The organism is Acidithiobacillus sulfurivorans (genome assembly GCF_018853815.1).
Lineage (GTDB): Bacteria > Pseudomonadota > Gammaproteobacteria > Acidithiobacillales > Acidithiobacillaceae > Acidithiobacillus > Acidithiobacillus sulfurivorans.
Genome location: NZ_JAAOMP010000176.1, coordinates 1 through 16,850, shown reverse-complemented (window position 1 = coordinate 16,850; position 16,850 = coordinate 1). Strand labels below are relative to the sequence as shown.

Below are 16,850 nucleotides of genomic sequence, written 5' to 3'. Positions count from 1 at the left end.
CCGCCACTCTGATAGGTCGGGGTCAGCGTGATGGACCAGGCGTGGGAATCGGCGGGGAGGTCAGTCAGTGATGAAGCGATGGCGTTAAGCCCCTCACCCGTTTTTCCGCCCACTTCCAGATACTCGGCACGCGCACCCAAAGAGATTGTTTGGGTAAAGCTATAGTCGGCCAATAGAGCGCCGCCATAATTATCGAATGCGTGCGGTATGCCTAGATGTGTCGACTTGGGTGTGTGCATGTACTGGAAATAGGGTTCAATCAACCATGGACCCGAACTATATTCGTAGTCAACACCATAAATCTGGCTCTCGTTGCCGTAAGAACTATAGGCAGAGTCATTCGATGTTGTTCGTGATTTTCCTAGTGCCCCATCCGCATATAAACCGAGAGTATTGGAACCGTTAATAGCGTAACTCAGGGATCCACTCATGACATTGTAGCGATTAGAAAAATAACCATCATTCAAGGAAAGCGAGGCGCTTAAAGGTCCTGCACTGGCATTGAACTGGATTCCACGACTGATGATGGGCTCCATATCCCAAAGTAAGCCCCGCTCGATATTGATATTCTGGTAGGTAAATCCATCCTCAACACCGATCAATGTCGGTAATTGACCAATTTCGACTGAAAAATTTGATGATGGCACAATTTTTAAATAAGCCACGGGCAATGCACCAAACTCGTTGGTACTACCAGATGCCGAGGGAATAGATGCAGCCAACGTAGGGAAGCTGTAAGCCCCTGCTTGAATGTCAAACTGAATCGGGCCATTTTCTTTCTGGATAATCACCATGCCATTGGTGATATCAGCGCCCTCCCGTTTGGCACCCAAAGTACCTGGAGACCCCTGAGGATTATCCTGATAGAAGGCCATGCCACTGGCAATGCCTTGCACGTCAATTTTTCCCGATGGTCCGGCAGAGAACGTCAAAGGGTTGGGTAACGTCAATGGACTGGCATTGGCAACGCCGGCAATCGCGATTCCACAAAGCATCAGACAAGCGGAACCAATCAGACGGTGCCGTAAAAAAACCGTTTTATTTTTTTGAACCGAGCACAGAAGCATGATTATTTCTCCTGATTGCATATCATCTGTAGCAATATGAGGAATTATAGAAACGGTGCTGCTTGGAATTCGTATTGGACAATTTCACAGCCACTCCAAGTAAGGAATACGTCGTTTTTTGTAAGGTGGTCCGACGTACTTTGAGCCACATCTGGTCGAATTTTTTAGAGCGCAAAAAAGTCCCCAAACGTTCACCCCGTTGTAATCGCAGCAGCACGTCAGGAATGTGCCCACTGGCAATCACTGTCGTTGAGCCTGAAACAGCGGCATAGGCTGCGGCATCGACTTTAGTCCGCATACCGCCGGTACCCACAGCGGTACCACTTCCCCCCGCCATCTCTTCATAGCGCGGATCACCAGCCATACCTTCATGAATCATCTGGGCGTCAACCTGAATACGCGGATCTGCATCATACAAGCCCGCCTGATCCGTCAATAGGACCATCAAATCCCCATGCCACAACCGGCTGATGACTGCGGCCAGATGATCGTTGTTGCCAAACTGGTTTTCAGAATCTGCCAGGGCATCATTTTCGTTCAATATGGGCAACATATTCATTTTCATGAGCATATTAATGGCAGATAAGGTTTTTTTTCGGCGCTTACGATCCTTGAAATTGTCCTGGGTCAGCAGGATTTGCCCGCAATGCACTCCTTCCTGTGCCAAAAGATTTTCATAGGCATGCATCAGGGCTGTCTGCCCGACGCTGGCAGCGGCTTGCCTTTGTTCGGCTGGCAGCGTTTTTCCGGCCAAACCCAAATGTCCTTTGCCCACACTGACGGACCCAGAAGACACCAGGACCACTTCTATGCCCCGTTCCCGAAGGCGTAATATCTGTTCTACAAAATGTCGGATGGCCACCAGATTCAGTTGGTAATCTTCCGAAGTGAGCAAGCTGCTGCCAATTTTAATGACCCATCGCTGCGACTTTTTCTGCAGCGTGGTGCGGCTGGGTAATGTAGAAAGCTTGGCTGTGGTTTCAACCAGTTTATTGATCATCAAAACCTCCATTTGTCAAAAATTGATGTTTTCGTCAACACCGCAAGGTTATCCGAGATGCGTCTATAAATTCAATATAAATGTTGTATAATGTTCATATAAAAATGCGGAATTAATCAGGAATGAGCGATGCATGTGCGCCTAACGCATCAATGCCTTTTTTTAAGGCTTCCCATAGGATATAAAATCATTCACTGCGGTGCGTGTCATTCCATCGGTTCGGGTGTTTTCCCCTCACGGGCCATTGCCCGGCCTCTTTCAAAGGCATAAGCCAGCACCCCGGATATGGCTTGGGGATAATAGTTGTCACAGGCATTCTCTACATCTTCACTGGTAGCATCAGGATGCTCCATGGCCCAGTGATAACCAGCCCATTCTGCCTCAAGCAATCTCTCTTTCAGCGTAGTCATTATTGAGTTCTCCTTAATGTCTAGGGTTTCCTTTTCATCCTGCTTTTCCGCTGAGTCTAGACAAAATTCAGGTGGAAGCTGTCATAAAGTGATTAAAAAACTGCAGGGTAATAACCCTGCAGGAACAAGCTGCAAAAAACTCGTATTAATGGGTCACGTGATTTGCTTCAGGATGTTTCTGAGCATAGCGTGCGTGCAAAGCCAGATTGAGTTTCAGGACATTGACCACCGGTTCGCCGATGTAACCCAGCAAGGGATAGTGGGTGTTTTCCTGAACCAGATGCTGCAAAACCGTCGGATCCAAGCCTCCCGCCTTGGCGATGCGTGGTATCTGATAACGGGCGGCTGCAATACTGATGTCCGGATCCAGTCCGCTCGCCGAGGAGGTAACCAGATCCACCGGAACCCGGCCTTTTTCTGCAGGGTCCGCAGCCTTGAGCGCTTTGACGCGGGCAGCCACATGTTGTGCCAATACCGGATTGTTCGGCCCCAGATTGGAAGCACTGGAACCCGCTGCGTTATAGGGCATCGGCGAAGTCGCGGAGGGGCGACTCCAGAAGTACTCCGGTTCGCGGAAATACTGTCCAATCAAGGCAGAACCCACCACGCGCCCATGTTCTTTAATCAGCGAGCCATTTGCCTGATGAGGAAACAGCAATTGTCCGACGCCCGTCATCGTTAAGGGATAAATCAGCCCGGTTATCACCACTAACAGGAGAAAAAGCAGTAAAGTGCTTTTAAGATCTCCCATCACCGCTGCCCGTACCCCTTGATGATCCCCATCCTGTGCATTCGGTCTCGAAGCGTTTTCGAGTGGCTTGTTCATGTGGAATCCTCCTATAAAACCGTCAGTAAAAGGTCGATCAACTTGATCCCGATGAAAGGCGCAATGATGCCTCCCAACCCGTATATCCAGACATTCCGGCGCAAAATGTTCTGCGCGCTGTCCGCCCGGAATTTGACGCCTTTCAACGCCAGAGGAATCAGAATGGGAATAATGAGCGCATTAAAAATCACGGCGGACATGATCGCGGTATCCGGAGAACTCAAGCCCATGATGTTGAGTGCCGATAATTGCGGATAAGTGGAGATAAAAGCCGCTGGAATGATGGCAAAATATTTAGCAATATCGTTGGCCACGCTAAAGGTGGTCAAGCCACCCCGGGTCATCAACAACTGCTTGCCAATATGGACAATATCCAGCAATTTCGTTGGATTGGAATCCATATCCACCATATTCGAAGCTTCACGCGCGGCCTGGGTACCACTGGCCATGCACAGCCCCACATCGGCCTGGGCGAGGGCTGGCGAGTCATTGGTGCCATCCCCCGTCATCGCCACCATATATCCTTCATCCTGATATTGACGAATACGCGCAAGCTTGGTTTCCGGTTTGGCTTCCGCCAGATAATCATCGACACCGGCCTCCGCCGCAATGGCGGCAGCCGTCAGGGGATTATCTCCCGTTACCATCACGGTACGGATGCCCATTTCCCGTAACTGGGCAAAGCGTTCCTTGATTCCGGTTTTGACGATATCCCGCAGCTCAATCGCCCCGAGCACCTGGGTACCAGAACAGACCACCAGCGGCGTTGCACCCCCTGCGGCGATTTTCTCGATAATGGCATCCAAGCCTTCCGGCCAGCTTCCCTGCAAATTTTTTATCCAGGCTTTCATGGCATCGGGCGCCCCCTTGCGGATCTGCTGTCCATCCCAATCCACCCCGCTCATACGGGTTTCGGCCGTAAAGGTAATTAAGGTGGCAAAGGCTGGCAACGCTTCGGTCTGGTCAGGAAAATGCTTCAAGGCCAATGCCACAATACTTTTCCCTTCCGGGGTTTCATCGGCCAGGGAAGCCCGACGAGCCGCTTCGGCCAGCAGGGCCTGGGACGTTCCGGCAACCGGATAAAAAGCAGCCGCCGCACGATTTCCGTAGGTAATGGTGCCCGTCTTGTCCAGCATGAGTATGTCCACATCCCCAGCGGCTTCTATGGCCCGGCCGGAAGTCGCCACGACATTGGCTTTCAGCAGGCGAACAATGCCAGCTATGCCAATGGCTGGCAAAAGTGCGCCGATGGTTGTGGGAATCAAACACACCAGCAGGGCGATCAAGACCGGCAGACTGATGACGGAGCCGGAATGACTGGCGTAATGGACGCTATACCAGGAGAACGGATAAAGCGTTATCGTCACGACCAGAAACACCAAGGTCAAAATGACCAGGAGAATGCTGAGCGCCACTTCATTGGGGGTTTTGCGTCTCGCAGCCCCCTCGACCATGCTGATCATTTTATCCAGAAACGTATTCCCCGCTTCCTGGGTCACCTTTACGATGAGCCAGTCCGAGATCACGCGGGTGCCGCCGGTTACCGCACTGCGGTCCCCACCTCCTTCCCGAATGACCGGTGCACTTTCTCCGGTGATGGCACTTTCATCGACGGCTGCTACACCGGCGATAGCCTCACCATCTGTCGGTATAAAATCACCGGCTTCTACCAGAATGACGTCACCCGTGCGCAAGCTGGCTCCGGGAACTTCCTGGTAGGCTGCATTGCGTTCGGGTTTGGCCAATTTTTTGGCCACCATTTCATGACGGCTTTGCCGTAGGCTATTGGCCTGGGCTTCCCCCTGCCGTTCGGCCAGGGCCTCTCCATAATTCGCGAAAAGCAGGGTTAGCCAGAGCCAGAGATCGATGACCCCGGTGAATAGGGCTTCGCCATTACGCGCAATCAGATCATGGAAAAACAGGGCCAACAGCAACCAGGAGCCGATATAGACGACGAACATGACCGGATTGCGCATTTGCACTCGGGGCGAAAGCATACTAAAGCTGTCCCAGAGCGCCCCTTTGCTCTGGTCTTTCCAATCAATCGGGTTTACCTCATGTTTATGCGTAGATTCCATCGTCAGGATTCCTTTAGTGCGTCATGACATGACTGACCGGTGCCAATTGCTCTGCAATCGGTCCCAAGGCCAGTGCCGGAAAGAAGTTCAGCGCGCCAACCAGGAGAATGACGCCCACGGTCAAGCCGATGAAAATGGGCGTATGCGTGGACAGAGTGCCTGATCCCGCCGGGGTTTTCTTTTTCTCCGCCAGGGCACCCGCCAGTGCCAGCAGCGGCAGATACACCCAGTAACGGCCAAATAAAATACAAATCCCGGTTAACAGGTTGTAAAAGCGGGTATCACTACTGAGTCCGCCAAAAGCACTACCGTTATTGTTGGCGGGACTGGTCACGGCATAGAGCATTTCGCTGAACCCATGCGGGCCCGGATTAAAAACACCAGCACGTCCCGCCACCGTTGTTGCAGCAATAGCGGTGCCGATCAACACGAACAACGGCATGATCAAAATGGACAAGGAAGTCATTTTGATTTCAAACGAGCCGATTTTTTTACCCAAAAACTCCGGGGTGCGTCCGACCATCAGTCCGCCCAGAAACACTGCGAAAATCATAAAGGCCAAGAAACTGGCAAGACCAGAACCGACGCCTCCGAAAACGACTTCACCCAGTTGCATCAAAAACAGATTGATACCGCCGCTGAGGGGAATGAACGAGTCATACGCACAGTTGGCCGCACCCGTGGAAGTCGCTGTAGCCACCGTCGCAAACAGGGCCGATGCCCCTGCACCAATGCGGTCTTCCACGCCTTCCATATTGCCCCCCCCGGCGAGCGCCGCATGGTTCGTTTGGGTCACATCCAATTGATGAAAAATCGGATTTCCCGCCAGTTCAAAATGCTGGCTGACCAGTGTCAGCGGGATAAACAGAATCAACATGGAGACCAGAATAGCCCAGGCCGTTTTCCGGGCTTTGGTCATCTGTCCAAACAGGAAAACCAATCCTACCGGGATGAGAATCATCGCTATCGTTTCCAGAAAGTTGGTCAATCCGGTGGGATTTTCAAAAGGATGGGCATCATTCATGTTAAAAAAACCGCCGCCGTTATTGCCCAGCATCATGATGGATTCCTGGGAGGCCACCGGTCCGATATGGATGACTTGCTGCAGTATGGTTTTACCCCCCGAAGTGAAGGGTGCAATCAGGTCCGCATGAATGGCCCCGCTCAAGGTCTGAACCACCCCTTGCTGCATCAATATCAAGGAAAAAATCACCGACAAGGGGATCAGGACATAAAGCACGGTCCGGGTCATATCCACCCAAAAATTGCCCAGATCTTTGGTGTTATGACGGACCAGGGCGCGGATAATCGGCAGCAGAATCACAATGCCGGTGGCTGCCGAAAGGAAATTCTGTACGGTTAAACCCAGCATCTGGGACAGATAGCTCATGGTGGAACCGCCGGAATAATCCTGCCAGTTGGTATTGGTGATAAAACTGACTGCAGTATTGAAGGCGGAACCCGGTGCAACACCGGAAAAATGCATGGGGTTAAATGGGAGATGGCCTTGCAACAGGAGTAATACATATAAAAACAGCCCTCCTGCCAGATTAAACAAGAGGATGGCCAAGGCGTAGCGTTTCCAGTCCATCTCCCGTTCCGGAGACGTACCAATCAGGCGGTAGGTGAGACGCTCTACAGGCCCCAGTAGCCGGGAGGCCCAAAACATCTCTCCCGCGTAAACCCGATGCATATAGGCACCGAGTGGAATGGCCAGAACAATGGTCACCACCAGGACTGTGGCAGTGAGTAGCAGTGTGGGGATCATAAATATTTCTCCGGATTAATGAGAAAGGCCAGCAGATAGACAAAAAGCATGGCGCCCAGTCCCAGTCCTATCCATACAAAGGCAGTCATTTGATACTCCTGAGTTTGTCGAGAAGGTGTACCACCCCCATGGATGCCATAAAAAAGGCAATAATAATAACCAGATAAATAATAACCATAACCTACTCCTTCTGTTGCAGGCGGCCTTGAATTCTGCGGGTACAGCCACTCTGAAAGCGTAACCATTCGTGATCTATAAATTCCATATAAATCTCGTATAAATTCCGTATAAATTCTGTATAAACTGCCGATTGTTCACGTCATTCTGGGTTTTCTTGGTCTTCTCTGGAATTTCACTTATGCTCAACGCGCAGAACAGCGAAAACAGGAAATTCTTCTATGGCCCAGCATCCTCAATTTCCACGAGCCCAGCATGGACGATAATGACCGTAGCGATGGTCGTCCCGACCCCGATGCTCTCCTGGCCCAGGTCCAGCAGGAGGAAATCAAACAACAGCGCGGTCGACTGAAAATTTTCTTTGGAGCCGCACCAGGCGTGGGAAAAACCTACGCCATGCTGCGTTTTGGGCAGCAGGAGATGGCTAAAGGGGTAGATGCGTTGATAGGGGTCGTTGAAACCCATCAGCGTCATGAGACCCAGGCTTTGGCAGATGCGCTCCCCATGCTGCCACGCCAACATTTGCCCTATAAAAATGTGGTGCTGGAGGAATTTGATCTGGACGCCGCCCTCAGTCGTCGTCCCGGGCTGCTTTTGCTGGATGAACTGGCCCACAGCAATGCACCAGGATCGCGTCATAAAAAGCGTTGGCAGGATCTGGAAGAACTGCTGGATGCCGGTATCTCAGTAGCCACCACCATTAATGTCCAGCATCTGGAAAGTGCACACGAAGTGGTCCAGCAGATTACGGGCATCAAAGTACAGGAAACGGTACCCGACCATCTGATCCAGCAGGCCGATGAAGTCGTTCTGGTGGATATTAGCGATGAAGACCTCCTGCAGCGCCTCAAAGAAGGCAAAGTGTATCTGGGAGATCGCGGCCAACGGGCGATGTCGCATTTTTTTCGCAAAGGGAATCTGATTGCGCTGCGGCAACTTGCCCTGCGTCTGGCGGCAGACCGAGTCGACTTGGAGTTGCGCCAATTTCAGCTACAAAATCCTGAGGAGGAACGCCGTAGCGGAAGCCGGGATCGTTTGTTGGCGGCAATCAGTGGGCGTCCAGAGGATGAACATCTGGTCCGCGCTACTTATCATCTCGCTACGGCACAACGGGCGGATTGGCTCGTCATTCATGTGGATACCCCACGCGGTCTGATGCAAAAAGCCGAAACCCAGGCATGGATCTGGAATCATCTGCACCTTGCCGAAAGCCTGGGTGCAGAAACGGCTCGTCTGACCGGCGTGAATATTGGCGCGGAAATCCTGGCCTACGCACGATTACGTGACGTGACCCAGATTGTGCTGGGTCAGGCGCAAGGTTTACGGAAATTCTTGTGGTGGTGGCCCGGATCACTGACTGCGCATCTTCTGAACAGTGAGCGCAGCATGGATATCATCATTCATCCCATTCCTGCCAAAAAACCGATTTCAGAAGATCAGCGTTTGCGAAACCAGCAATATCTGGGGGTCATGGATTCGCCTTTACGACGCCGCATCCGCAACCGCCATTTTATTCTTGGTGCGTTACTGGGCCTGGTTTTGAGCGGGCTGGCCTGGATGCTGGAAGCCTACCTGGGCTTTGCGGGCATTTTCATGCTGTACATGCTGGGCGCGGTAGGTGCCGCACTACTCTATGGACGCTGGCCGTCTTTGATCACATTTGTCACCGCCGCAGTCAGCTATTACTCTTTCGGGCTGGGAAAAGGCTTGCCCACGACTTTAGGCTCACTGGCCTATTTCGCGCTAATTTTGTCCCTGATTCTTTTGATCAGCCAGTTGGTCGCCCGTTCACGAGAACAGGAGTTGATGGCCCGTATTCGTGAGCGCCGGGTACGTAACCTTTACCAATTGGTTCAGGTGCTGAGTAGTGCGCGTGGGGTAGAAGGGATTCTCAACGCGAGTATCGAAAAACTGGAGCAGACACTGGGCATTTCTGTGGCATTCTGGCTCCCCGCCACCGAAAAATCTGAAGGCCCACTCAAACAGTTTCCAGAACCAGATCAGACAGATTCACTACAGCGAAAACTCCAGGCTGCTGCGCGTTGGTGCTTCCAGAACAGGAAAAATGCGGGAATGAGTACCAATACCCTGGCCGATCTTCCGGCACTTTTCATGCCCATGATAATCAATGAGCGCTCTTTGGGCGTGGTCATGCTGGCCGACCTTGATTTACGCCGCGCCCCGACTGACTGGTTACGTTTTCTGGAAACGGTGGTGCGCCTGATCGCGGTCGCCCTGGATTCAGCCCAGGCTTCCTTGCAGCGCACGGAGGCGGATGTGCGCTTGCGCGTCGAACAACTACAAAATGCCCTGTTGGGTGCCGTATCGCACGATTTGAGAACCCCCCTTGCGGGTGTCCTGGGTACGGCAACCACTTTGCAGCGCAATGCCCAGGGACTCAGCTCTGAAGATCGGTTACTTCTGGAAAACATCCGCCAACAAACGGAAAAAATGGAGCATACCGTTGAACGTATTTTACATATGGCTGCACTCCAATCCGGGCGCCTCCAGATTCAGAAGGAATGGACCCCGCTGGAAGATTTATTGGTCAGCACGCGCGAACAGGTAAAATCTCTTTGTACAGAGCATCCGTTTCAAACCAGAATCGCCAGAAATCTGCCGCTCCTGCATGTTGATCCCCAGCTGATTGTGCAGGTACTGACCAATCTGGTTGAAAATGCCTGTCGTTACAGTCCGCCGGGCCGCGACATTGAACTGGAAGCCTATGCTGATGAAAAAGAGATTGTCGTTTGCGTCATCGACCATGGATTCGGCGTTCCCTCTGGCCGTGAGCAGGAAATATTTGGTCGTTTCAGTCAGGTCAAGCCCCCGGTGGGCCTGGGTGGAAGTGGCCTGGGTTTGGCCATCTGCAAAGCCATTATTGAACTCCATAATGGGCGTATCTGGGTGCGTAACCGTGTTGCGGTGCATGGTGCGGTATTCTGCTTTGCCATCCCACGCGAAGCGGAACCCCTTATTCCCTCCGAAGAGGAGTGATAAATGCCTAATAACCATAAAGAAAACATAGATATTCTTCTGGTAGAAGATGATCCGGGCATTGGCGCATTTCTACAGTCTGCCATGGACCGGGAACCCGGTTATTGTCTGCATTGGGAACGTACCCTCAGAGATGCCTGGAAAGCCTATGAAAAATATCAATTACAACAAGGGCATTGCTTTGCACTTCTGCTTCTGGACCTGGGCTTGCCCGATGGTGATGGTCAAAGCATGATTCGTCGTCTACGCACTCAGAGTGGAGAACAGCCGCTCATTGTGGTCATCTCTGCCCGAGGACATGAAATGGACAAAGTGCAGGCCCTGGATGAAGGCGCTGATGATTATTTGACCAAACCCTTTACCATCGGTGAATTATTTGCCCGCTTGCGGGCCCATCTGCGCAAAAAACCGGTAGGGGTGCTGGAAGATAACCCGCGTTGTTGGGTTATTGGGGAACTGGAAATTGATGATCCTACCCACTGTGTGCGCAAAAATGGGAAGGTGATTGATTTGACGCCCAAGGAATATGAGCTGTTACATCTTCTTGCCATAAATCAGGGACGGGTACTGTCCTATCGGGTCATCCTTACATCCATATGGGGTACACACAGTACTGAACAGAAACATTATGTACGTCTTTATATCAAACGATTACGGGAAAAAATCGAGGACGACCCGGAAGCTCCGGAGTATCTGCTTACGGACAAAGGCTTTGGTTATCGGCTCGTTGATCAATAATTTCTCGCTAGCCATTGGCTCATAGTCATCTGTGGAGAATCAAAATGGTTCAACCATGACCAGATCAATATTTTCTGATTATTGCGCTGCTTCAGTGTGTTATAGCGTGTAGGCGGTCATTCATGACTGTTAATCAGCGTCATTCGTTAACCATCTTTCAATATCGGGTTTTTCCACCTCATATCGCGGAATATAAGTCATTAGTCCATTGAAAAATTCGATGTATTATCAAAATACTGATGCTTTTATGGATGAGTAATAAAGACGTTTATTTCTGCTGAAAATTGGCCAGTCACTGGCACTGTGTGATAACGGTCATAGTGACAGGTTTCGAGAATAGGATGGCCAGTCCACCGAACGACCGCTTCCGCTGCCATGCTGCCGTTCGTAGTCGGGGTGCCACCTGCCATTAAATTATCAGGGTCTCGAACTTCTATTGGATCGGTTACCTTTGCTCGCTTTTGGAGGGAACCATGAGCAACAGGAGATTTGAGATATTTACGGTTCGTCAGATTTTGGTACGGATGCGCCAAGGTGACACCGACTGCAGTATTGCCCATGCTAGACTCATGGGCCGTAAGAAATTGGGGCTTTTGCGGCAGCAAGCTACACCAAAGGAACTGGCTGGATCCTCGGCAGCCATTGCCCGAGTATGCCGAGATGGCGGCGGCTCTACAGCGGTCGCCAGAAGGGTTAATCAGCGTCATTTGTTAACCATCTTTCAGCATTGGGTTTTTACCACCCCATATCGCGGAATATGGATCATTAGCTTATTAAAAAATTTGGTGCATTTGCAAAATGCAGGTGTTTTCGAGGCTGAGTAATCCAGATTTATGATGAAAACTGACCATTCACTAAGGCTTTTTGACACTGTATGGGAAGTCGAGTGTCTTCAATCTTTACCATTTTGTGTGTCAGAAAGTGGTATCGAACGTCGACAAGGTATGTATAGCCAAAAAAATACATAGTATAAATATATGTGCTTTAGTGTTAAATTACATCATATTACAAGATCTAGCTCACGAACTATGTATGATTTTGGTATAAGTTGTCGGGGATGATACTCTATTGTCCGTTAACAACATCTGTAAGATACAAATAAAGTTGGTAACTTTTATCCGGCCTAAGCCAGTAAAATTGGCACATCGAAATTTTCAAAAATAAATAAAGTTGGTAACTTTATGTCTGATCGAACCCAAGCCCTCTAAATTTTGTGCAAATAAAGTTGGTAACAGACACTACACCGCCCAGAACCTTCCTCAACCTCACGGGTCATCCGCTCGCAATCCTCTGACCACAGTATACCAATCCAGATGCGTTTTAGGTTCTTCAGTTTTCATGGCGCAATATCCAATCTAAAAATGGCTAATATGGCAACAATGATGCGCCGACCTATGCAGTATAGTCATAATTCTCAGGTGTTAAACAGATACACTACACTAGCATGGGCAATTCTGCAGTCGATGTCGCCTTGGCGCATCCGTACCAAAACTGACGAACCGTAAACATCTCAAATCTCCTGTTGCTCATGGTTTCCTCCAAAAGCGAGGAAGGTAACCGATCCAATAGAAGTTCGAGACCCTGATAATTTAATGGCAGGTGGAACCCCGACTTCGAACGGCAGCATGGCAGCGTTATGTATACCTCGCGATTATGTATAGCAGTAAAGACACGAGCCTTGCTACGATTGGCTTGTGTGGCTGAGGTAGGCTCGCGAGATCTACATAATCAAAGCCCTTTTAGAAATTCCATCAGAGAGTCAGGTGCGTGATAACGGCTTGTGGTTGCACATGGTTCTTGCAGATGTGCGAGCGCCCGCTCCTTCATAGCCAAATCAGCTTCCACGTAGTGATGGGTCGCGGGATTTTCGTGCCCGAGCCAAAGCGCAATTACATCAATTCCAACTCCTGACTGCAGGAGGTGCATGGCTGTGTACGAGTCCATGTGCGGCGCAAGCACACTGGCGAGAAGGATTGCCTCAGGAAAGGAGTAAAGTGGATTGGTAAGTTTTATGATGATGACCTCCAGTAGAAGAATCATCACTTCAACGTATCACTCAGATTATGTTTATCATCCGGGCGCAACAATCTACAGCAAGATCAATAGTTACAGGGTATTCAGCCACACCGCCGTAGATGCTATACATAATCGCGAGGTATACATAAGCAGCGGAAGCGGCCGTCCAGCATTCTGACAACATGAGTCATGGTTTCACCCCTGATCGACGCATTCGCATGGCGCTACCGATCTCGTCCAGAATGGCGACGGACAACAAACGTGCAGCGATCGGGAAGATTTCATCGTTTTCAAGGGCAATGTGGGCCCGATGCATAGAAATAAAACGCTCCGGGGAAAGAGTCCTCCTGTGACCCATAGAAACATCTTCCAAATCCTTGGCAAGATCTTCCCATGCAGCCTCCAACTCGCGATGCTGAAGGGCGAGATCGCGCAATGGCGCACGCATATGAAAAGGAAAGTCAACGTGGGCGAGCAGAAGAGGAAAGAGATTTTCTTCCTCATCCGCATGATGTAGGCGAGCCGCCGTGTGGAAATATCGGAGGATACGCCTGATCGCCTGACGCACCTCGTCATCAGAGCCGTGAGCAGAGAGATGTCCAGGCAAGCGTTCCAATGTTTCACAATGACCTAAAATTCGATTATGGCAGGCCATCAAGAGTCCAATGGGATCGTCAAAGCTGGGAGCCGTGGAAAACAACTGCATGATGGTATCCCCTATGGGCGTAACTGTACCCCTTTTACGGATTAGCCCTTAATCCTTCTTGCTGAAGCGAATCCGTATCATGTGTGGTGCGCGTTCCAGGTAAACCCAATCGATCCCCTCACCATAACGGCTGCGTAGTTGGTCGAGAAGCGGCAATGGATCGTGGTCATTAATGAAATCCATAGCTTCTCCGCTGTGTAGAGCATCCAAGGCCCCAAAAATGGCGGCATGGCGAAAGCGTTTGGCTACGCCACGCGCGTCAAAGGGATAGGTAGCGTCGGCACGAAGATGCATATGAGGCTGGGGTGGGATGTTTGTAGTCATAGCTTCCCTCCATTGATAATGGATCATAGTGAAACATCTGTGCGTGATAGTCGAACATTTCGATAAAGCATTTCTTTGATCTTGGTCAAGAAACATCAGATTTTTGTCGGCCGGTACATATCATCCATTCTTTGGGCGGATCGACTTGGTATTCCCGTGCCGACCCAAGGCTGCATAAAGGACCAGAAGGAGATGGATGATCCTGAATATTGTCAGCAGTCCAGCCAGTATGTGGTGAAAATCAAAACGCAAAGCGAAAGGCAATGGAATTGTGGTGAATACCATAAGCAGTCCCAGTACACCTCATAGTGTATCCGAGTGATAGTTGAGCGCGAGTTTGAGCGCTTGATGGCCTGTCGCTCCAGCTTCTTCAAGTGCTTCTCGCGGTGTTATCGACCCGTTTAACGTGGGGGATGGGTAAAAACAGGAAGTCACTGACTATTGCGCAAACTTTTCTATATGCGAGCGTTGCTGACTGGACATTACCGCTGGCTATTTCACCCGTAACCTTCCCATAAAATTCCCAGACCCGACTGTTTTCTGACTGGTAGGAAACTTATCGTACGATATTTTACGTTTTCTCAAGGGGCCCCTGGTTGTGTGTGTATAGCTCCCAATTCCCCATGAGTTCGGTCCGATGTTCCTGTGCCCATTCCAACACTAACATCTGCGCCCGGCTGGGCATTTCGCCCTGGATAATCTCCAGCGTATGGATGTCTTTGAGCACCTCATATTCCCCGTACAAGGCATGAAAGTGTGACGGTGCATGATCCTGCCAGAGCATCTGAATCAAGATACCGTAAAACATGCTGATAGGAGTCCCTTCAAAAATAACCCGCAAGGTACGCCGCTCAGTTACCGATTATGAGAAAACAGCGCGGTTGCCACATCGCGAGGATAGGTGAAAACGGCAGAAAGCATGAGAATAGTGGCTACCAATAGCAAAATCGTAAAAATTCCAAAAGTAATGCGCAGGCCATAACCATTTCCACAATGTTGGAGTTGGCAGTAGCTTTCAGAAAAGTGGGTGGATACCCAACCAAAGGCAAAGGGTGCGGCGGCTTCAAGAATATACCGCAAGGATATTCGAATCCCTTCTGCACGCCCCCAGAGCCGTGAGTGCATAATATCCAGGCGCGCGGCATCCAGCGTGGGGTTGGTGGCTCCCAATGCGGCAGACCCCCAAAACAGCCAGATAAATTCGAGAACCTGATTGTTGGTATTCAGGGCCAGCAGAAAAAACGGAATGGTGAGCAGGAAGGCTATTCCAGTAACCCATACTCTTGCCGTAATCAGTCCTTTGCGTAATAACCAGTCGGCTATCCAACCGCTGGCGATAACCCCGCCAATGCCGCCTAAACCCGCACCGACAAAAAGGCTGCTGGCCGCCATCGTATTAATATGGAAGCGTTGAGTCAGATAGAGAATGCCGAAAGCCAGCAGTCCGGTAAAATAAAAATACCCGGCGGAGGATGCAGAAATCAGTACCACATTGCTGGGAATACTGAGAATGGTTTTTGCGGCCCGAAACCAGTGCCATTGGGTGGGATCTTCCTGCAATATCCTTTTGCTGACCGGTTGAATGGATTTTTTGCGAATATCTTCGAGCAAATAGCGCCTGTTGGTTGTTACTTGGGCGTGGTCCTGCCTGGTAGAATTTTTTTGGGTCAGTTCTAAAGCGAGTTTCTCCATGTTGTTGCGTTGGGGTTCGCGCATGCCTTTCCATAATAAATAGGCAAGCAGAATCGCCATAATGGCCAGTACAAAAAAAACCGTGCGCCAGTTGCTGAGTGTGTTGACGGTGCCAGCCAGAATCATGCCGATACCTGCTCCCAATAATTCTCCACCGACAATCAATCCGAAGGCTCGTCCACGCCATGAGGGTGGAAATAAATCACCCGAAAGAGAGGCAATGATCGGACCAACGGAAACTCCGGCCGCTCCAGCCAGCATTTGCGTCAGCAGGAACCAGTAATAGCTGGGACTTATCCCACTCAGGAGCATGGCTATTGCCCATAAGACGATCAGTTTTATGAGTAATGGAACACGGCGCTGGCGGTCACCGAGGATACCCACGGGCAGAGCTGCTGCAGCGCCGGTGAGTATGGAGGCGGTAGACAGCAGGCCATAACCAATGTTGCCAATATGCATGCTGCTTTCCAATGCCGGCGCCACTGTACCCAGAGCGGCCAGATTGAGACTGGCGAGGCCCTGAGTCAGGGCCAGTAAAATGATGGCTCGCAGTCTGGGTATGGCATTCAGCCAGTTTTTTTCCTGTTGAAGCAGTGCTTCAATGAGCTTCAGGGGATTTAAATACGCATGCCGGGTGGAAGTATGCCCGTTTTTGTGGATGTTCATCCCAAATGATGCGCCAATTCCCCAGAGAGCCTTTCCAGTAACTGGCTCATGGCAGCAGCTTGCGCGGTGGGGCTGGAAGGGATATTGCCCCGATAAAAATGACTGCGTCCCTGGGTTTGGAGGTGCCCATCGGGCATACGGCTGATAAACCAGTCGGCCTGCAAAAAGACCTTGCCATCATCACTGGGGATGAAACTCTGGACGTTGATTTTGACCAGAAGATAAGGGCCATTCGGTATGGGATCCCCGGGCATGAGCACGGTTTTATCCGGCAATGCGCTTGCCAGATCCTGGGCCAGCACTTTTTGCGCCATACCGCCCAGAGGCGCCGCCCAGCGGACATGACCGGCAACGTCCAGACGATGTTTACCCTGGAGCGTGGTCA

General features: G+C 50.7%; 15 protein-coding genes. 2 read left to right on the top strand and 13 right to left on the bottom strand.

Annotated elements, in window-relative coordinates; genetic code table 11:
- The 7 genes from HAP95_RS16860 to HAP95_RS16830 all read right to left on the bottom strand — a co-directional run.
- A partial coding sequence (locus tag HAP95_RS16860) for an outer membrane beta-barrel protein (protein ID WP_215885281.1) occupies window positions 1-1,067 on the bottom strand: 1,067 nt, incomplete at its 3' end.
- A 22-nt stretch (window positions 1,068-1,089) separates the two neighbouring features.
- Window positions 1,090-2,067 (bottom strand): glutamate 5-kinase, encoded by a 978-nt coding sequence (gene proB, locus HAP95_RS16855; RefSeq protein ID WP_215885280.1) that lies wholly within the window; start codon window positions 2,065-2,067, stop codon window positions 1,090-1,092.
- A 206-nt stretch (window positions 2,068-2,273) separates the two neighbouring features.
- Complete coding sequence (locus tag HAP95_RS16850; RefSeq protein WP_215885279.1) at window positions 2,274-2,477, bottom strand: hypothetical protein; 204 nt, start codon at window positions 2,475-2,477, stop codon at window positions 2,274-2,276.
- A gap of 145 nt (window positions 2,478-2,622) precedes the next feature.
- Complete coding sequence (gene kdpC, locus HAP95_RS16845; RefSeq protein ID WP_215885283.1) at window positions 2,623-3,228, bottom strand: potassium-transporting ATPase subunit KdpC; 606 nt, start codon at window positions 3,226-3,228, stop codon at window positions 2,623-2,625.
- 86 nt (window positions 3,229-3,314) lie between these two features.
- The gene (gene kdpB / locus HAP95_RS16840) at window positions 3,315-5,381 is read right to left on the bottom strand and encodes a potassium-transporting ATPase subunit KdpB (RefSeq protein WP_215885278.1); all 2,067 of its coding nucleotides are present in this window, start codon (window positions 5,379-5,381) and stop codon (window positions 3,315-3,317) included.
- 13 nt (window positions 5,382-5,394) lie between these two features.
- Window positions 5,395-7,149, bottom strand: a complete 1,755-nt coding sequence (kdpA, locus tag HAP95_RS16835) for a potassium-transporting ATPase subunit KdpA (RefSeq protein WP_215885277.1) — start codon at window positions 7,147-7,149, stop codon at window positions 5,395-5,397.
- On the bottom strand, window positions 7,146-7,238 hold the full coding sequence (locus tag HAP95_RS16830; protein ID WP_031574309.1) for a potassium ABC transporter ATPase: 93 nt from the start codon (window positions 7,236-7,238) through the stop codon (window positions 7,146-7,148). Before HAP95_RS16830 ends, kdpA begins: the two co-directional genes overlap by 4 nt.
- 343 nt (window positions 7,239-7,581) lie before the next feature.
- Between HAP95_RS16830 and HAP95_RS16825 the strand changes: the two genes are divergently transcribed.
- Both HAP95_RS16825 and HAP95_RS16820 read left to right on the top strand, forming a co-directional pair.
- Window positions 7,582-10,323, top strand: a complete 2,742-nt coding sequence (locus HAP95_RS16825; protein WP_215885276.1) for an ATP-binding protein — start codon at window positions 7,582-7,584, stop codon at window positions 10,321-10,323.
- Between the two features lie 3 nt (window positions 10,324-10,326).
- Window positions 10,327-11,061 carry a response regulator transcription factor gene (locus HAP95_RS16820; RefSeq protein WP_215885275.1) on the top strand — a complete coding sequence of 245 codons (735 nt, stop codon included), beginning with the start codon at window positions 10,327-10,329 and terminating at the stop codon, window positions 11,059-11,061.
- A 245-nt stretch (window positions 11,062-11,306) separates the two neighbouring features.
- On the opposite strand, the gene HAP95_RS16815 is transcribed toward HAP95_RS16820, so the two are convergent.
- The 6 genes from HAP95_RS16815 to HAP95_RS16790 form a co-directional block, all read right to left on the bottom strand.
- Window positions 11,307-11,621, bottom strand: a complete 315-nt coding sequence (locus tag HAP95_RS16815; RefSeq protein WP_215885274.1) for a hypothetical protein — start codon at window positions 11,619-11,621, stop codon at window positions 11,307-11,309.
- Window positions 11,622-13,264: 1,643 nt separating this feature from the next.
- Window positions 13,265-13,783, bottom strand: a complete 519-nt coding sequence (locus HAP95_RS16810; protein ID WP_215885273.1) for a hemerythrin domain-containing protein — start codon at window positions 13,781-13,783, stop codon at window positions 13,265-13,267.
- A gap of 48 nt (window positions 13,784-13,831) precedes the next feature.
- Window positions 13,832-14,107 (bottom strand): DUF2249 domain-containing protein, encoded by a 276-nt coding sequence (locus HAP95_RS16805; RefSeq protein WP_226832881.1) that lies wholly within the window; start codon window positions 14,105-14,107, stop codon window positions 13,832-13,834.
- A 571-nt stretch (window positions 14,108-14,678) separates the two neighbouring features.
- Window positions 14,679-14,915, bottom strand: a complete 237-nt coding sequence (locus HAP95_RS16800; protein ID WP_215885272.1) for a DUF4160 domain-containing protein — start codon at window positions 14,913-14,915, stop codon at window positions 14,679-14,681.
- Window positions 14,916-14,962: 47 nt separating this feature from the next.
- Window positions 14,963-16,465, bottom strand: coding sequence for an MFS transporter (locus HAP95_RS16795; protein WP_215885271.1), 1,503 nt, complete (start codon window positions 16,463-16,465; stop codon window positions 14,963-14,965).
- On the bottom strand, window positions 16,462-16,850 hold a 389-nt coding region (locus HAP95_RS16790), incomplete at its 5' end, for a PqiC family protein (RefSeq protein ID WP_215885270.1). The genes HAP95_RS16790 and HAP95_RS16795, both read right to left, overlap by 4 nt.